Below are 16,427 nucleotides of genomic sequence, written 5' to 3' on the forward strand. Positions count from 1 at the left end.
GAGGTCCCATGCGTCAACCCCAATTCCTGACCGCGTTCCCGCGCGGCCCGCGCCGCGCGCGGAACAAGCCTCACGAGGCCGTGCGGCCGCAAGACCACGACGGCCGCCACGCCCATCACCAGCGCCATGCCGGCGCGGGCAGCGACTGGTTCTCCGGCCCGCCCGGCGGGCGCGGCGAGCCGGACGGCCTGGGCGGCGACGGCGGCGGCTGGAACCGCAGCCGCAAGGTCTCGGGCGACGACCTGCAGCTGATGCTGCTGGGCCTGCTGGAACAGAACCCCAGCCACGGCTATGAACTCATCAAGGCGCTGGGCGCGCTCAGCAACGGCTTCTACACGCCCAGCCCCGGCATGGTCTATCCGGCGCTGACCTATCTGGAAGAGCTGGGCTACGCCACGGTCGAGCAGGCCGGCGCCAAGAAGCGCTACCACTTGGCGCCGGCGGGGCGCGAGCGCCTGGACGCCAACCGCGAGCGCCTGTCGCTCATGTTCAACAAGTTCAAGCACGTGGCGCGCAAGATGGACTGGATGCGCCAGGCCTGGAGCGGCCAGCCGCGCAGTACCGGCCCGGAGGGCGAGGACGCCGCCACCGGCTGGCTGCCGGAATTCGTCGAGGCCCGCCAGGCGCTCAAGCGCGCGCTGCTCGAACGTACCGACGCCGGGCCCAAGGAACAGCGGCGCATCGCGGCCATCCTGGCGCGCGCAACGGCGGAAATCACGGGCTCCTGTTCCTGATTCCGTACCTTCCTGGAGTATCCATGACCCGCACCGACCTCAATGTCGAACGCGTCCGCCACGAACTAAAGGCACGCGTGCTGACCGTGGCGCACGTCGAGCGCATCGCCGGCCTGCTGGCCCGCGTCACCTTCACCGGCGACGACCTGCATGACTTCGTCTCCGCCTCGTTCGACGACCACGTGAAGCTTTTCTTTTCGCCCGACCCTTCGCTGCCGCCGGTCCTGCCCAGCTTCGGCTCGGACGGCATCACGTTCCCCGAAGGCGCGCCCCGTCCAGCCGCGCGCGACTACACCCCGCGCCGTTATGACGCGGCGCGCAGGGAACTCGTGATCGACTTCGTGCTGCACGGCGACGGCCCCGCCTCGACCTGGGCCGAGCAGGCCGCGCCCGGCCAGCGGCTGGGCATAGCCGGGCCGCGCGGTTCCTTCGTGGTGCCCACGGGCTTTGACTGGCACCTGCTGATCGGCGACGAAACCGCCTTGCCCGCCATCGCGCGCCGCCTGGAAGAGCTGCCCGAGACCGCGCAGGCGCTGGCCCTGATCGAAGTGCCGCATGCCGCCAACGAGATCGCGCTGGCCAGCCCCGCGCGCGCGACGGTCCGCTGGCTGCACCGCGACGGCGCGGCGTCCGGCGACGGCGCCGCGCTGCTGGACGCGGCGCGCGAACTGCGTTTGCCGCCGGGCGAAGGCTATGTGTGGATCGCGGCCGAGTCCGCCGTGGCCAGGGCGCTGCGCGAAGTCATGGTGGCGGGCCATGGCGTGGACAAGCGCCGCATCCGCGCCGCCAGCTACTGGAAGCGCGGCGCGGCCGCCGTGCACGAGTCGCACGAAGACTGAACGGCGGCCTCAGGCCGCGGCCAGCGCCAGCAGGTTGCGCACGCGCGCGCCCGCGCCGGGCTGGCGCACCGCCAGGCCCAGCACGGCGCGCGGCCAGTCCAGCGCGAACGGACGGTACACCACGCCGTCGGGGCGCAGATGGCGCAGCGAATCCGGCACGATCGCCACGCCCATGCCCGCCGCCACCAGGTTCACCGCCGAAGACAGCTGCGGCGCGCGCTGGCCGATGCTGGGGTTGAGCCCCTGCTGCCGGCAGGCCGCCATGATGTCCGCGCTCAGCCCGTAACCTGACTTGCGCGAATACAGAATGAAGCGCTCGCGCGCCAGGTCGGCGGGCGCCAGTTGCGCCGCGCCGGCCAGGCGATGGCCCAGCGGCAGCGCCACCACCAGCGGCTCCTGCGCCAGCTGCGTGAAGGCCAGTCCGCCGTCCAGCGCGAAGGGCGGCCGCACGAAGGCCGCGTCTATCGCGCCGCTGCGCAGCTGCGCCACCAGCGTTTCGCTATCGCCTTGCGACAGCGTCATCTCCACTTCCGGATAGCGTTGGCGGTATTGCCGGATCAGCCCGGTCACCACGCCGTTGAACGAAGCCGATTCCGTGAACCCCAACGTCAGCTCGCCGACCTCGCCGCGCGCCGCCCGCTGCGCGGTCAGCACGGCCGCCTGGGCGCGCTGCAGGATGTCCTGCGCGCAGGCCAGGAAGGCGCGGCCCGCGTCGTTCAGCGCCACGCCCCGGCCGTTGCGGTCGAACAGCGGCGTGCCGACTTCCTGCTCCAGCTGGCGGATCTGCTGCGACAGCGGCGGCTGCGCCATGCCCAGTTGTTCGGCGGCGCGGGTGAAGTGTTCGGCCTCGGCGGTGGCGACGAAATAACGCAGGTGGCGCAGTTCCATATCGGTATCTAGAAAGTATTAATTATCAATTTTCCATATATTGGACATTCTAGTGTCGCGGAACGATCATGGACGCATCCGATACGTCCTTCAAGGAATCCGCATGAACGCCCCAGTCAAACCCAGCACCCTGTTGCGCCAGCGCCTGGCCGCCGACGTCGTCGTGGCGCCCGGCGCCTATGACGGCATGTCGGCCCGCCTGGTGGCCGCGGCCGGCTTTCCGGCGGTCTACGCCAGCGGCGGCGCCATCGCGCGCGCCGCGGGCTACCCCGACATCGGCCTGCTGAGCTTTACCGAAGTGATGGACCGCGTGGAAAAAATCGTCGACGCCAGCGGGCTGCCGGTGGTGGCCGATGCCGACACCGGCTTCGGCGGGTCGGCCAACGTCGAGCGCACCGTGCGCATCATGGAGCGCGCCGGCGTGGCCGCCTTCCACATCGAGGACCAGTCGTTTCCCAAGCGCTGCGGCCACCTGGACGACAAGAGCCTGGTCGACGTGGAGGAAATGTGCCGCAAGGTGCACATCGCGCGCCAGACCCTGAGCGACCCCGACGCGCTGGTGATCGCGCGCACCGACGCCATCGCGGTCGAGGGCTTCGACGCCGCGCTGGCGCGCGCGCAGCGCTACGTGGAAGCGGGCGCCGACATGCTGTTCGTGGAAGCGCCCGAGACGCGGGAGCAGATCCAGGCCATCGCCGAGCGCCTGCCCGGCCTGAAGCTCATCAACATGTTCTACGGCGGCAAGACGCCGCTGGTGCCGCTGCCCGAACTGGCGGCGATGGGCTATCGCCTGGTCATCATTCCGTCGGACCTACAGCGCGCCGCCATCCATGCCATGCAGGCCACGCTGGCGGCCATCCGCCAGACCGGCGACAGCAGCGCCCTGGCCGAGCGCCTCACCAGTTTCAAGGAGCGCGAGGAGATCGTGCAGACCCGCCGCTACCTGGCGCTGGACGCGCAATAGCGGCGGGGGGCGCTATCCGGGGCAGCGCCGCGGCAGGGTCAGCGGCCACAGCCGCTGGCCGTACGAGCCGTACAGCGTGCGCACGCCGCATTCCATCGCCACGCGCGCCACCGGCCTGCCGGTGCGGTCGATGATGGAAGACCATTCCATGGTCGAGACCACGGCGCGCCCGTCCCGGAACGGCGAGACGGTTTCGTAGGCGGGCAGCAGCGCCATCTCGCCGGCGGCGTTGACGTAGCCATAGGCGCTGTCGGCGTAGACCGGCGCCAGGCCCTCGCTCAGGCGGCCCAGCGCATCGAACGCGGGTCCGGTGAGCGCGCCGCGGGCGTCGACCGCGCGCATCGCGCGGCTCGACAGCTGCGACACGGCATAGCCTTCCGAGTAGGCCGACGCAAGGCCCTCGGCGCTCACGCGGACCTTGCCGTCCAGGCCGACGTAGTCGGTCTTCTGCCTGCCCTGGTCGATGTAGCGCCGCAGCAGCGTGGGCGAGCCGGCCGGCCAGTTCCAGTCGCCATCGGGCAGGGCAGCGACGGTCTTGCCCTGCGCGTCGATCACGCGGTCGCCGTCGTCGTCGCTCACCAGGGCGCGGGCCGGCGCGCCGCGGAAGGTGCCGCCGATCACGGCGGCGGGTGCGATCTGCCACCGGCCCTGCGCGTCCAGATAGCCGCTGCGCGGGGCGCGGCGGATCTCCATCCAGTCGCCCAGGCGGGTGTAGCGCGCATCCTCCATGTCCAGCGCGTCGGCGCCGTCGGGCGAGATGATCCAGCGGCGCTTGCCGTCGTCGGCGGTAATGGCGCCGGTCTCGTCGGCGTGGGCCTGCAGGTTGGGCAGGAAGGCGGTCAGCGCGCGGCCCTCGGCGTTGAACAGGGCGGAGGGGCGTTTGTATTCCTCCTGCTGCGGGCCGGCCTGCTGCACCTGCCACAGCTGCGCGTTGACGCGCCTGGCGGCATGGTGGCTGGCCGGCACGATCCAGCGGCCCTGCAGGTCGATGACGCCGCTGCGGTCCGGCCCCAGCGAGGCCACGGCCTGGCCGTGCTCGAATTCGCCGATGCTGCGATAGCGCGCCTCGGCGATGACCTTGCCGGCCACGAAGTCGTACAGGCCCCAGGGCGCGTCCTCGGCCGCGGTCTCCACGAAACGCACCACGCCGGGCGCGACGATTTCCGTGTCGAAGTAACCCGCCGGCAGCGCGTAGGCCTTGCCGTCGCGGTCGATCATGCGGCTTGCGCCGCCGCCGTAGGCCAGCGCATAGCCGTGGCGGAATTCCCCGATGTATTGCTGCGCGGGCAGGTCGATGGGCTTGCCGGCCGCGTCCAGCAGGCGCATGCCGTCGGCCGTGTGGGCGGCGTAGCGCAGGTGCCGCGCCTCCAGTCCTGCGGGCGGCTCGCCGTCGTACCGGTCGACGACGTCCAGCGGGGTCACCTCGGTCCAGGCGGCGTCGCTCACGATGCTGCCGTCGGCCAGCACCAGGCCGGCGCCGGTCTCGGTGTTGCAGTGGCAGTAGCCGTGGCTGAGCAGGCCCAGCGGGCCGCCGGGCATGTCCAGCGCCAGCGGCCGCAGCGCCATCTGCTGCGCGGCCTCGACCGTCTCGGGCTTGAGCAGCGCGCGGCCTTCGGCGTCGATCACGTTGAGCAGGCGGGTGTCCTGGAACAGCCACAGCCTGCCCTGGCGCACCTCCATGCGGCTGAACTCGCCCAGCCAGGCCGGCGCGCGGTCGCCGTACAGCCAGGCGCCGGAGGGCGTCAGCAGCCCGGCCGACGTGTTTTGCGCGTCGGTGAAACGCACATAGCCGTCCAGATCGCCGACGACGGCCAGGTCCGCGCCCAGCTCCACCGGTTCGCCGCGGCCCGGAATCAAGGCCATCACCTTGTTGCCGGAGGGATAGAGCAGCGTGTCGCCAAAGCGCTGCGAACCATAGGCCTGATCGCCCTTGAGCCTGGCCACGGGCTTGCCCGCGGCGTCCAGCACCGCATAGCTGCCGCGCTCCAGCTCGGCGCTCCAGAATGCATTGCCCAGTTGCCTCAGTTCGCGGTAGCGCTGGCCCTCGTCCAGCACCGACCGGCCCTGCGGGTCCAGCAATTCCGCGCCGCGCGGCCCGTAGGCCAGGGCCAGCGCGCCTTCCTCGGACGGCTCCAGGATGTCGTCGTAGACCGGCTCCAGCGCCCAGTTCCACTGGCCGTCCACCAGGCCGTAGCGGCCCTCGTCGTTGCGCGCCACGTACAGCTGCTTGCCATAGGCGCGGATCAGATGGATGCCGGCGTCGCTGTAGCGGCGCTCGCCGCTGGCGGAGCGGTACTCCAGCTTGTATTCCAGCGTGGCCAGGGCCGGCACGCCATCCTGCAGGCGCAGCGAGGCCACGCTTTCGTCCAGCGGCTCGCCCACGTAATTGCCCTGGCGGTCGATCAGATGGTGGCGGCCGTCCAGCGTGGCCACGGCCAGGCCGGCCTGCGTGAAGTTCTGCACGGCGTCGAACTGCGGGCGCACCGCCATGCGGCCGCGCGTGTCGATGAAACCCCAGCGGCCCTGCCACTTGACGGCGGCCAGGCCGTGGCGGAAGTCGCCCACGGCCTCGAATATCGGGTCGATCGCCAGCCTGCCGTTCTGGTCCAGGAAGCCCCAGGCATGGCGGCGCAGCGACCGGTCGCCGGGCGCCGGGCCGGCGCTTTTCAGTGCGCTGGGCAGCAGCACCGCCGCGCGCTTGTCCGACAGCGTGCGGATGCAGCCGTTGGCGTAGGGGCTGCCGGCGCTCGTGTCCAGTTCGGCGTAGCTGTCGTACGGGGCGTTCTCCAGGCAGCCGGCGTCTCCGTACTGCGCGTGGGCGGACAGGGACGCGCCCAGCGCGGCCAGCGCGCAGGCGAGACGGGTGATGCTGAATGCGCGTGACTTCATTGTTGTTCCGCTTTGGCGTTGTCGGGGGCGAGCTCGAACTTCCCGGCCGCGGGGCAGCTCATCTTCTGCTGCGGCCAGCTGATGCGGCCGAGGCGGTCCAGGATGGTCAGCGTGTCGCAGACCATGACGAAGGTCGCCAGCGGTTCTCCCTTTGTGTCGATGAACTGCGTGTATCCGTCCTGGCGCACCAGCGCGCGTTCCTCGTGGAAGTCGCCGGCCCACGAGAACAGCGGCGGGATCGCATAGCGCCCGCTCAGGTCGATGTAGCCGAACTGCTTGCCGGTGCGCTGCTTGCGCTGCGCCACGGCCAGGCCGTTCCTGAGCGGTCCCAGCCAGTCGAAGTGCGGCCCCACGATGCGCTTGCCGGCGGCGTCGACGAAGCCGTAGCGGTCGTTGCCGCCGTCGCCGCTGTAGGGCACCACGCCTTCGCTGGCGAAGCGATAGCGCACGCTGTAGCTGCCGGGCACGCGCGCGACCTCGTTGCCGCGCAGGTCCGTCATGACGCTGCCGCCGTCGTCCTGGTACACGATGCGCTGCATGCCGGCCAGCGGCGTGCCGTCGCCGCGGCCATCCAGCAGCGTCTTGCCGTTCTGGTCGATCAGGCGGTAGCCGGCGCCGTCGTAGGCGCGCGCCAGGCCTTCCGGCTGCACGAAGAAGGGATTGAATTCGCCATACAGGGCGGGCACCTTCAGCTCGCCGCGGGCGTCGATGGCGCCTTCGCGCTCGTCGCCCTCCATGTAGATCCAGTCGCCGTACACCTCGTTGCGGCGCTGCCGGCTGTCGGCCAGGCGCAGGCCCGCGCCGTCCGCGTCGAACAGCATCAGGCCGGCGTCCTCCAGCTCGGCGATGTAGCGTCCGTCCTTCAGGGCGGTGGGCTTATTGGCCAGCGCCGGGCTGGACTTGCCGCTGCGCAGGTTGACGAGCCGGTAGCCGCGCGACGAGTCGGAAGCGCGCGGGCCGGTGTCGGGAACCAGCATGAGGCCATTGCCCAGGTATTCCAGTTCGTACGCGCTCTGGTAGGCGGGGCGCAGCGCCCATCGCCCCTTGCTGTCGATCACGCCCCACTGGCCCCGTTCCTGCACCAGGGCCCAGCCGTCGCGGAACGCTTCGATGCCGTCGTACACCGGCTTGAGCACCGGCGCGCCGGCGCGCAGGTTCCAGACGCCCCAGCGGCGTTCGCGGTTCTCGTCCGGCGCGCGGTAGTGGAGCATGTCGCCGTCCAGGCCCTCGGCGCCGTCGAGCACCGCGTCGGGCACGGCCACGGTCTTGCCCCGGGCGTCGATCAGCACCTCCTCGCCGCGCTGCGAGCCCGCTGGCCGCGCCCAGGCGTAACCGCCGCGGAACGGGCGCAGATTGCCGAAGCGCGGCGGGACCGCCCACTTGCCCGCCGCGTCGATCGCGCCGGCCTTGCCTTCGCGGGTGCGCACCGGCAAGGGCATGGACACGTCATAGGCCGAGATGTCGTCCCAGTCCGCGTTGGTCACGATCTTGCCGGCCGGCGTCAGGATGCCGATGGGCTGCCCATAGGCATGCGGACGCAGCAGCGCCAACGGCATCGGGGCCGTGCCGGCGGCGCCGCGCCTGCTTTCGTCGCGGCGGCTGAAGGCGGTGACGTCGTAGGCCCGCAGCCGCGCGACGGTGGCGTCGTCCAGCAGCGGCCTGCCGTCGGCGGCGTAGATCTGCACCAGCCCGCCCTGGCTGATTTCCGCGCCGCTGGCCGCGGCGGCGGCCGCGGCTTCGGCGGCTGCCGCCGCCGCATCGGCCGCGTCGGCGGCATCGGCGGCCGCACCCGCCTCGGACGCCGCCGAGACCGGCGGCATGGGAATCATCGGCGGCGGCGGCGCGTCGGCCGGCGCCGCCGCCGGGATGGCGGCGTCGCTTGCGATCATCGCGCCCGCGTCGTCGGCTGCCGGTTCGCCGCCGATGTCCTCGGCGGCTTCGGCTTCGACCGGGGCGGAGGCGTCCTCGGCCCGGGCCACCGCGTCCTGGCCCGGCTGTTCGGCGGCCTGGGCCTGCGGGGCGTTGCCGGGCTGGGCGCCGGAGATCCAGGCCTGGCCCTCGCGCACGTCCACGCGGCCCTGGCCGACCGGCACCCGGATCAGCCTGTCGGCGGCGTCGACCAGCAGCACGAGGTCGTCGTCGACCATGAAGCGCCAGCCTTCGCGATCCTGCACGCCGGCGTAAGGAGATTTGAAGCGATGCAGCACCTGGCGCTGGCCGTCCAGCAGCTGGGCCGGCCCGCCGTCGTCGGGACGGGCCAGCCACAGGCCCGGCGCCACAGACTGCAATTGCCGGTAGCGCTCGGAAGAAAGCGCCTGGCCGGCCGCGTCCACGAACAGCCAGCGCTCGTCGCGGCGCACCGCCAGAAGCGCGCCGTCGCGCAACGGCGGCTCCTGCGACTGCAGGGCCTGCGGCGTCACGGCCCAGCCGCCCGCCTGGTCCAGCAGCCCCCACCAGCCGCCATAGCGCGTGTCGCGCAACTGGGCCGGCAGATAGCCGCCGGTCGGCGCCGCCAGCCGCATCACGCCTTCGGGCAGCGTGGCCGCCTTGCCGGTCGCGACGTTGAACAGCCGCGGCGGCTGCGGGATTTCCATCGCCGCCAGCTTCTGGCCCGGCCGGAAACCCCAGCTGCGCGCGCCCAGCGCAAAGGTCTTGAGCGTCTTGCCCTGGCGGTCGATCAGCACGTCGCGGCCGTCCGCTTCCACCACCGCGCTGCCTTCGGCGTTGAAGCCGCTGGCGCGCGCGTAACGGGGTTCGATGGCCCAGCGGCCGCCGCGGTCGATATAGCCCCAGCGCCCGTCCTTGTTCACCGCGGCCAGGCCGTTCTGGAACGGCTCGGCCTCGTCATAGGCGGGCGCGATGGCCATGCGGCCCTGCTTGTCGAGGTAGCCCCAGCGGCCCGCGGCGTCGCCGGCCGAGCCGGTCAGCACCGCGGCCAGGCCTTCGCTGTAGGGCTGGTGGCATTCCGGACGCGCGCCCGGTTCGAAGAAGTCGCCGAGGCAGCGCGCGATCCAGCTGGATTGCGCCTGGGCCGGCGCCTGCACCGCGGCCAGGCTGGCCAGCGCCAGGGCGAGCGCCAGCGGCTTGAAGTCGAACGAGGCCCTCGCCGCGGGGCGGGGCGGGACGCAACCGCCGGAACGTAAGGGCCGGGCGCAATGCCGCATGGTCGTATGCCTGCCAAGAAGATGGGAAGGCAGCACTGTAACCACCCGTAGCAGGCAATAACTCGGGAAATGTAACCATCGAAAACCAAGCGTTAACAAGCGCCCGGTCTGCGCGGCGGCCGGCGCGCTACAGCGGGCGGTGCTGGGTGCCCCCGCCCATGGTCACGTGCAGCATGCGACAGGGCTCCAGCACCTTGACCGTGTGCCACGCGCCCTTGGGTATCACGTAGGCGTCGCCCGCCTGCATGCGGATTTTCTGGATGCCGGTGGGCCACTCCAGCTGCAGCTCGGCCGCGCCCGACAGCAAGCGCACGACCTCGTCGGCCTGCGGGTGCATTTCCCATTGCGGCCAGTCCGAGGCGAAGCTGAACTCCGACAGCAGCCAGCCACGGCCGTAGCGGTCGAGTTCCTCGGGCGGCTGCGACCAGAACGCGTCGCCGCCTTCGACGGTGGTGCTGGCGCCCGAGGCGTCCAGCAGGACATAGTGCGATGACAGATCCGTGGTCATAATGCGCTTCCTGAGAGGGGCGTCGGAACAGTGTAAAGCGATATCATGTCGCTCATCGGCAATGGGAGAGGACGATGCGGGAGACGGCGGCGCGCCAGGGATTCGACGGGGTCAGGCCCGCCTCGGAGTCTTCCATCGAGATCGGTTTCTTCCACCAGGGCCGGCATTGCGTCGAGCGCATCCGCGCCAAGCCCACCGCCGCCAATCTCAAGCGCGCCGCCGAACGGCGCGCGGCCATACTCGAGGCCATCGCGCGCGGCGAATTCGACTACGATGCCGAATTCCCGAAGCGCGCCCGCGCGGCCAAGCCAACACAGGGTTCCGCATGACGAGCAACGAGCAACTGGAAATCAATGTTCTGACGCCCGAGGCCTTCCGCCCCTACGGCTGGATGCTGGGCAAGCCCATCCCGGACGGCAACGGCGTGCCGCTGTACTCCAACGCGGCCACCGATTTCTGGCAGGAGCACCTGTTCAACACCGGCGCGGGCGGCGACGCCGAGCTGCTGTGGGTCAACTACCGCAGCCGCTCGCTTGAAATCGACAGCCTCGAAAAACACCTGCTGACCCAGCAGGCCATCGTCCCGCTGACCGGCGAGATCATCCAGGTCGTGGCGCCCAGCGCCGCCGACGGCAGCCCGGACCTGTCCCAGGTCGCGGCTTTCCGGGTGCCGCAGGGGCAGGGCGTGTGCATGCGGCCCGGCTGCTGGCACGCCACGCGCGTGGCCGAGGCCGAAGTCACCTGCCTGATGCTGACCCGCCGTTCCACCACGCTGGACCTGATCCAGCACCTGACCACGGACGCCAGCGCCAGCGAAAGCGCGATCCAGGCCATTCCGGTCTTGCGGCTGGAAAGCCAGGTCCAGGAGGCCTGAGCAGCCGCGCGCGGCGATACGCGGGCCGGCCCGGCCCATCCCTCGAAATGTTGGAGCACTGAATGCGCAACCGTCAGATATGCACCGGCTTTTTCCTGGCAACCCGCCGCGGCCTGCGCCTGGCGGCCGCGGCTCTCCTGGCGGGCGCGCTGGCCGGCTGCAGTTTCCATTCGCCCGACGCCGCCAGCGGTTCGCGTTCGGTCGGGATAGACGGCGTCACGGCGCAGCAGGCGCGCAGCATCGCGCGCGAGGCCTATCTGTACGGCACGCCCATGGTCGCCAGCTACCAGACCATGTACGCCTTCAGCATCGACAGGAACGGCCCGCAGTACAAGGGCCCGTTTAACACCATCAGCAGCATGGCGCGCGTCTATGCGCCCGAGGACAAGGCCTATGCGCCCAGCTCCGACACCGGCTACTCGTACGCGGCGCTGGACCTGCGCGCCGAGCCCGTGGTCGTCACCGTGCCGCCGATTGGCGGCGGGCGCTATTACGCGCTGCAGCTGATGGACCTGTATACGCACAATTTCGGCTATATCGGCAGCCGCAGCACCGGCAACGGCGGCGGGCGCTTCCTGGTGGCCGGTCCCGGCTGGAACGGCAAGACGCCGGCCGGCATCACCAAGGTGTTCCGGTCGGAAACCGAACTGGCCAACCTGGTGGGACGCACGCGGATCTACAGCGCCGCCGACGTGCCCAACGTCAAGCGCATCCAGTCCCGCTACAAGGTGCAGACGCTGTCTGCGTACCGCCGCCAGCGCGCGCCCGCCCCGGCGCCGGCGGTGGACTGGATCGCCGCCGAATCGCCGGCGCAGCTGCGCAGCTCGCTGGAGTTCTACAACCAGTTCGCCTTCCTGTTGCAGTTCGCGCCCGAGCATGCCTCGGAGCGCTCGCTGCGCGCGCGTTTCGCCAGCATCGGCCTCGCGGCCGGCGAGCCGTTCGACGTCGGCAAGCTCAACCCGGCGCTGCGACGCGCCCTGCAGGAAGGCATGCACGACGGCCAGAACGACATCGACAAAAAGCGCGAAGCCCTGCAGGGCAGGACCGACGGGCTTTACGGCGACCGCAAGTCGCTGGGCAATGACTACCTGGCGCGCGCCACCGGCGCGCAGGTCGGCCTGGGCGGCAGCGGACGCGAGGAGGCCATGTCCCCGGCGCTGGAAAAAGACAGCTACGGCCAGCAGCTCGACGGCCGCAACAAATACACGCTGCGCTTTCCGCCTCGCGGCCTGCCGCCGGTGCGCGCCTTCTGGTCCATGACCCTGTACCGGCTGCCCGACCAGCAGCTGGTGGCCAACCCCATCGGCCGCTACCAGATCAACGCGTCCATGTTGAGCCGACTCAAGCGCGACGCCGACGGCGGCATCACCCTCTACATCCAGCCGGAATCGCCGGGCAAGTCCCGGGAATCCAACTGGCTGCCGGCGCCGCAGGGACCGTTCATGCTGGCCTTCCGGTACTACTGGCCCAGGCCGGCGATGCTGGACGGCAAGTGGACCCAGCCGGAGATCCAGCGGGCGCCGGGATAACGGCATGAAGCGCAACTTCAACATCCACGATCTGCGCATCTTCTATACGGTGGTCATGGCCGGCTCGACCCGGCAGGCCGCGCAGATCATGCACCTGACGCAGCCGGCCGTCAGCCACGCCATCTCGCGCCTGGAGAGCGCCACCGGCGTGCAGCTCTTCGACCGTTCGTACAAGACCTTGCGGCCCACGGAGGCCGGGCAATACCTGTACAGCGAAGCCAAGTTCGTGCTGGACGAGCTGGTGCGCATCGACGAGGCCCTGCACAGCATCGAGCAGTTCGGCGGGCGCGGGCTGCGGATCGCGGCGTCGCCGGCGCTGGCATTGGGCTACGCGCCCGACGCGGTGCGGCGCTATCTGGACGCCAACGGCACGCGGCCGTTTTCCATCGACATCGAATCCTCGGTGCAGGCGATCAGCGCGGTCGAGACCATGCGCGCCGATTTCGGCCTGGGCGCCGTCCACCGCGACAGCGCGCGGCTGCGCTTCACGCCGTTTCTGCGCGCCGACGTCGTCGCCATCGTGCACCGCGACCATGCGCTGGCGCAGCGCGAAACCATCGCGGTGGCGGACATTCCGGCCGAGACCTACGTCAAGCCGCTGTGGTCCGACTACGTGGTGGCGCAGGGCGATATCGCGGATTCGCTGATCCTGCGCTCGGGCATGCGCGCGCACATGTCGCTGCTGCCGGGCACGGTGCGGGCCATGAAGGGCATCAGCCTGGTGAACGCGCTGTCGGCCTGGGACATCGCGGCCGCCTATCCCGACCTGGTGGTGCGCCCGCTGGCGTCGCGGCAGTGGTTCGAGTTCCTGCTCATCACGCGCAAGGAGGCGCAGAACCAGGAACTGGCCGAGCGGCTGCTGGACGCCCTGCGCGCCGCCGCCCAGGAGCGCCGCACCGGCGTCTACGCGCAGGCCATCGAGCTGGCGGGTTGAGCCGCCGGCCTTATTGCGGCGGCTGCCACGGCAGCGACTGCAGGTCGCCGTCGATGCTGATGGCCTGGCCGCTGATCATCGCGCCATAGGGGCTGGCCAGAAACAGCGCCATGTTGGCGATGTCGGCGGCGCGCACGAACTGGCCCAGGCTGACGCCGGCCAGTTCGAGCCGGGTTTCCTCCTCGACCGTCAGGCCCATGTTCCTGGCGCGCGCCTCGATCACCCGCTCGATGCGCGGGCCGGCCACCAGGCCCGGCAGCAGCGCGTTGACGCGGATGCCGTAGCCGCCCAGTTCCATGGCGAGCGAACGGGTCAGCCCCACCACGCCCCATTTGGTCGCCGCGTAGGGCGTGCGCATCGGCACGCCCATGCGGCCGGCCACCGAGCTGACGTTGATGATGCTGCCGCCGCCGGCCGAACGCAGCGCCGGCAGCGCATGGCGCACGGTGTGGAACTGCGAGGCCAGGTTGATGCCCAGCGTCGCGTCCAGTTCCTGCGGCGCGATGTCGGCGATGCCTGCCGTGGGGCCGGCGATTCCGGCATTGTTGACCAGCACGTCCAGGCCGCCGAGCTGCGCCAGCGCGTCCTGCATGTAGCGGTCGATTTCCTCGCGCCGGCCGACGTCGGCGCGCGCGTTGGGGTGAGGGCAGGCGGCCAGCGCCTGCGCGTCCACGTCGCACACGTGCACGCGGGCGCCGCGTTCGGCGAACGCGGCGGCGATGGCCGCGCCGATGCCCGCGGCGCCCGCGGTCACGATGACGCGCCGGCCGGAAAGGTCGACCGGCAACGCGGAAATATCGCCGGGAACGGAGTTCTTCATGCTCATGCCGCTTTCCTCGTACGGGTTCAGGGTTTCATCAGGCGGCAGGTGGATTCCTGCGGCGACGTGTAGACCTGGTCGCCCGGCACGCGCGCCACCAGCTTGTAATAGTCCCACGGCCCCTTGGATTCCGACGGCTTCTTCACCTGCATCAGGAACATGTCGTGCACCATCAGCCCGTCGGCGCGGATCTTGCCCTCCTTGGCGAAGAAATCGTTCACCGGATTGGCCCTGAGCCACTTCATGACGGTGTCGCCGTCGGTGCTGTTGGTGGCCGCGACCGCCTTCAGGTAGGTCGTGGCCGCGGAATAGTCGCCGGCCTGCAGCATCGTGGGCTTTTTCTTCATGCGCTCCTCGAAGCGCGCCGCCCACTGCCGCGAAGGTTCGTCCTGGTCCCAGTACCAGGCGGTGGTCAGGTACATGTCCTGGGCGGCCTGCAGGCCCAGCGCATGGACGTCGGAAATCAGCACCAGCAGCCCGGCCAGCTTCATCGCCGGCGTCAGGCCGAATTCGGCGGCGGCCTTGACCGCATTGCTGGTGTCGCTGGCCGAATTCGCCAGCCCCAGCACCGTCGCGCCGGACGCCTGCGCCTGCAGGATGAAGGACGAGAAATCGGCCGCGTTCAGCGGATGGCGCACGCGGCCCTTGACCGAGCCGCCGTCGGCCTGCACCACCGCCGAGGCGTCGCGCTCCAGCGCATGGCCGAAAGCATGGTCCACCGTCAGGAAGTACCAGTCCTTGTTGCCTTCCTTCATCATGGCGCGGGCGGTGCCGCGCGCCAGCGACACCGTGTCGTAGGCGTAGTGCACGGTATAGGGCGTGCACTGCGCGTTGGTCAGCTCCGAGGCGCCCGCGCTCACCACGAAGAACGGCGTCTTCTTTTCCTCGGCCACTTTCGCCATGGCCAGCGCCGCCGCCGAATTGGCGCCGGCGACCAGCATGTTCACGCCCTTCTGGTCCAGCCATTCGCGGGCGCGCGACGACGCGATGTCGGCGCGGTTCTGGTGGTCGGCCACCAGCACTTCCACCTTCTTGCCGGCCACCGTGCCGCCCATGTCGGCTACCGCCATCTTGATGGCCTCGGCGCCGCCCGGACCGTCGGCGTCCGCCGACAGTCCCGACATGTCGGTGATGAATCCGATGCGGATCACGCCGTCGTCGGCCTGGGCCGCGCCGGCCGTCGCAAACAGCGCCGCCAGGGCGGCCGCGCACAGGGTTTTTTTCATGGTTGTCTCCTCGGGGTGTCGTTATTCAGAACGCGACGTTGTCGCGTCCTTTGAGCTGCAGCGTCTCACGCGCTTCGTCGGGCGTCGCCACTTGCAGCGACAGGTCCTCCAGAATCCGACGGATTCTTCGCACCTGGTCCGCGTTCGAACGCGCCAGCTCGCCCGGGCCGTCCCACAGGGAGTCCTCCAGCCCCACGCGCACGTTGCCGCCCATCGTCGCGGCCATGGTCGCCAGCGGCGTCTGCTTGCGGCCGGCGGCCAGCACCGACCAGATGTAGTCGCCGCCGAACAGGCGGTCGGCGGTGCGCTTCATCATCATCACGTCTTCGGGATGCGTGCCGATGCCGCCACGTATGCCGAACACCGACTGGATCAGGAACGGCGGCTTGAGCAGCTTGCGGTCCACGAAATGCGCCGCCGTGTACAGATGGCCGATGTCGTAGCACTCGATCTCGAAGCGCGTGCCGTTGTCGCCGCAGGAGGTCAGGATGTGCTCGATGTCCTTGAACGTGTTCTTGAAGATCAGGTCGCTGCTGCCTTCGAGATAGGGGCGTTCCCAGGCGTGCTTGAATTCGCGGAACCGCTCCAGCAGCTCGTACATGCCGAAGTTCATGGAGCCCATGTTCAGCGACGCGACCTCGGGCTTGAACTGCAGCGCCGGCGCCATGCGGTCGGCCAGCGGCAGCACCGGCGAGCCGCCCGTGGTGATGTTGATCACCACGTCCGAGGCCTGCTTGATCCGCGGCAGGAACTGGGCGTAGAGCGCGGGGTCCTGGGTGGGCTGCCCGGTGTCGGGCCGGCGCGCATGCAGGTGCACGATGGCCGCGCCCGCGGCCGCGGCGTCCAGTGCGGAATGAGCGATCTCGTCGGGCGTGACGGGCAGGTGCGGCGACATCGACGGCGTATGGACCGAGCCGGTGATGGCGCAGGTGATGATGACCTTGTTCGGGGATTTTTTCATGGGTCCGGAGCGGTTCGGGGTTGTGGCTTTCCGGCAGTCTCCTTGCCGGGCTGACCCATTCTGTCGCGGGCCCGGGCCCCTGTCACCTGAACAGAAA

General features: G+C 70.4%; 14 protein-coding genes. 7 read left to right on the plus strand and 7 right to left on the minus strand.

Annotation, left to right across the window (positions count from 1 at the left end; translation table 11 throughout):
* Positions 1–8 precede the first annotated feature (8 nt).
* Together C1I89_RS14005 and C1I89_RS14010 are read left to right on the plus strand one after the other, a co-directional pair.
* Entirely contained in the window at positions 9–734 is a 726-nt protein-coding gene (locus C1I89_RS14005; protein WP_102773371.1) for a PadR family transcriptional regulator, read from the plus strand.
* A gap of 23 nt (positions 735–757) precedes the next feature.
* Positions 758–1,573, plus strand: coding sequence for a siderophore-interacting protein (locus C1I89_RS14010; RefSeq protein ID WP_102773372.1), 816 nt, complete (start codon positions 758–760; stop codon positions 1,571–1,573).
* Between the two features lie 9 nt (positions 1,574–1,582).
* Here the strand turns inward: C1I89_RS14010 and C1I89_RS14015 are convergent, their stop codons facing one another.
* The gene (locus tag C1I89_RS14015; protein WP_102773373.1) at positions 1,583–2,461 is read right to left on the minus strand and encodes a LysR family transcriptional regulator; all 879 of its coding nucleotides are present in this window, start codon (positions 2,459–2,461) and stop codon (positions 1,583–1,585) included.
* A 103-nt stretch (positions 2,462–2,564) separates the two neighbouring features.
* Here C1I89_RS14015 and C1I89_RS14020 point away from each other — a divergent pair, with 103 nt between their 5' ends.
* Entirely contained in the window at positions 2,565–3,425 is an 861-nt protein-coding gene (locus C1I89_RS14020) for an isocitrate lyase/PEP mutase family protein (RefSeq protein WP_102773374.1), read from the plus strand.
* Between the two features lie 12 nt (positions 3,426–3,437).
* Here the strand turns inward: C1I89_RS14020 and C1I89_RS14025 are convergent, their stop codons facing one another.
* The 3 genes from C1I89_RS14025 to C1I89_RS14035 form a co-directional block, all read right to left on the minus strand.
* On the minus strand, positions 3,438–6,314 hold the full coding sequence (locus C1I89_RS14025; protein ID WP_102773375.1) for a WG repeat-containing protein: 2,877 nt from the start codon (positions 6,312–6,314) through the stop codon (positions 3,438–3,440).
* The gene (locus C1I89_RS14030) at positions 6,311–9,478 is read right to left on the minus strand and encodes a WG repeat-containing protein (RefSeq protein ID WP_102773376.1); all 3,168 of its coding nucleotides are present in this window, start codon (positions 9,476–9,478) and stop codon (positions 6,311–6,313) included. Before C1I89_RS14030 ends, C1I89_RS14025 begins: the two co-directional genes overlap by 4 nt.
* Before the next feature lie 127 nt (positions 9,479–9,605).
* Positions 9,606–9,986: a cupin domain-containing protein gene (locus C1I89_RS14035; RefSeq protein ID WP_102773377.1), complete on the minus strand. Its 381-nt coding sequence runs from the start codon at positions 9,984–9,986 to the stop codon at positions 9,606–9,608.
* Positions 9,987–10,060: 74 nt separating this feature from the next.
* Between C1I89_RS14035 and C1I89_RS14040 the strand changes: the two genes are divergently transcribed.
* From C1I89_RS14040 to C1I89_RS14055, 4 genes are all read left to right on the plus strand, one after another.
* Positions 10,061–10,315 (plus strand): Arm DNA-binding domain-containing protein, encoded by a 255-nt coding sequence (locus C1I89_RS14040; RefSeq protein ID WP_102773378.1) that lies wholly within the window; start codon positions 10,061–10,063, stop codon positions 10,313–10,315.
* Positions 10,312–10,860, plus strand: coding sequence for an ureidoglycolate lyase (locus C1I89_RS14045; protein WP_102773379.1), 549 nt, complete (start codon positions 10,312–10,314; stop codon positions 10,858–10,860). Before C1I89_RS14040 ends, C1I89_RS14045 begins: the two co-directional genes overlap by 4 nt.
* A gap of 62 nt (positions 10,861–10,922) precedes the next feature.
* Positions 10,923–12,389 (plus strand): DUF1254 domain-containing protein, encoded by a 1,467-nt coding sequence (locus C1I89_RS14050; RefSeq protein WP_102773380.1) that lies wholly within the window; start codon positions 10,923–10,925, stop codon positions 12,387–12,389.
* Positions 12,390–12,393: 4 nt separating this feature from the next.
* Positions 12,394–13,323, plus strand: coding sequence for a LysR family transcriptional regulator (locus C1I89_RS14055; RefSeq protein WP_102773381.1), 930 nt, complete (start codon positions 12,394–12,396; stop codon positions 13,321–13,323).
* Positions 13,324–13,333: 10 nt separating this feature from the next.
* Here C1I89_RS14055 and C1I89_RS14060 read toward each other — a convergent pair whose 3' ends face one another.
* From C1I89_RS14060 to C1I89_RS14070, 3 genes are read right to left on the minus strand one after another with little or no spacing between them, the layout of a single operon-like run.
* A complete protein-coding gene (locus C1I89_RS14060; RefSeq protein ID WP_102773382.1) occupies positions 13,334–14,149 on the minus strand; it encodes an SDR family oxidoreductase in 816 nt (271 codons plus the stop codon).
* Positions 14,150–14,169: 20 nt separating this feature from the next.
* Complete coding sequence (locus C1I89_RS14065; protein ID WP_102773383.1) at positions 14,170–15,369, minus strand: ABC transporter substrate-binding protein; 1,200 nt, start codon at positions 15,367–15,369, stop codon at positions 14,170–14,172.
* 25 nt (positions 15,370–15,394) lie between these two features.
* On the minus strand, positions 15,395–16,330 hold the full coding sequence (locus tag C1I89_RS14070) for a 3-keto-5-aminohexanoate cleavage protein (RefSeq protein WP_102773384.1): 936 nt from the start codon (positions 16,328–16,330) through the stop codon (positions 15,395–15,397).
* Between the last annotated feature and the right edge of the window lie 97 nt (positions 16,331–16,427).

Source organism: Achromobacter pulmonis, assembly GCF_002885955.2.
GTDB lineage: Bacteria > Pseudomonadota > Gammaproteobacteria > Burkholderiales > Burkholderiaceae_B > Achromobacter > Achromobacter pulmonis_A.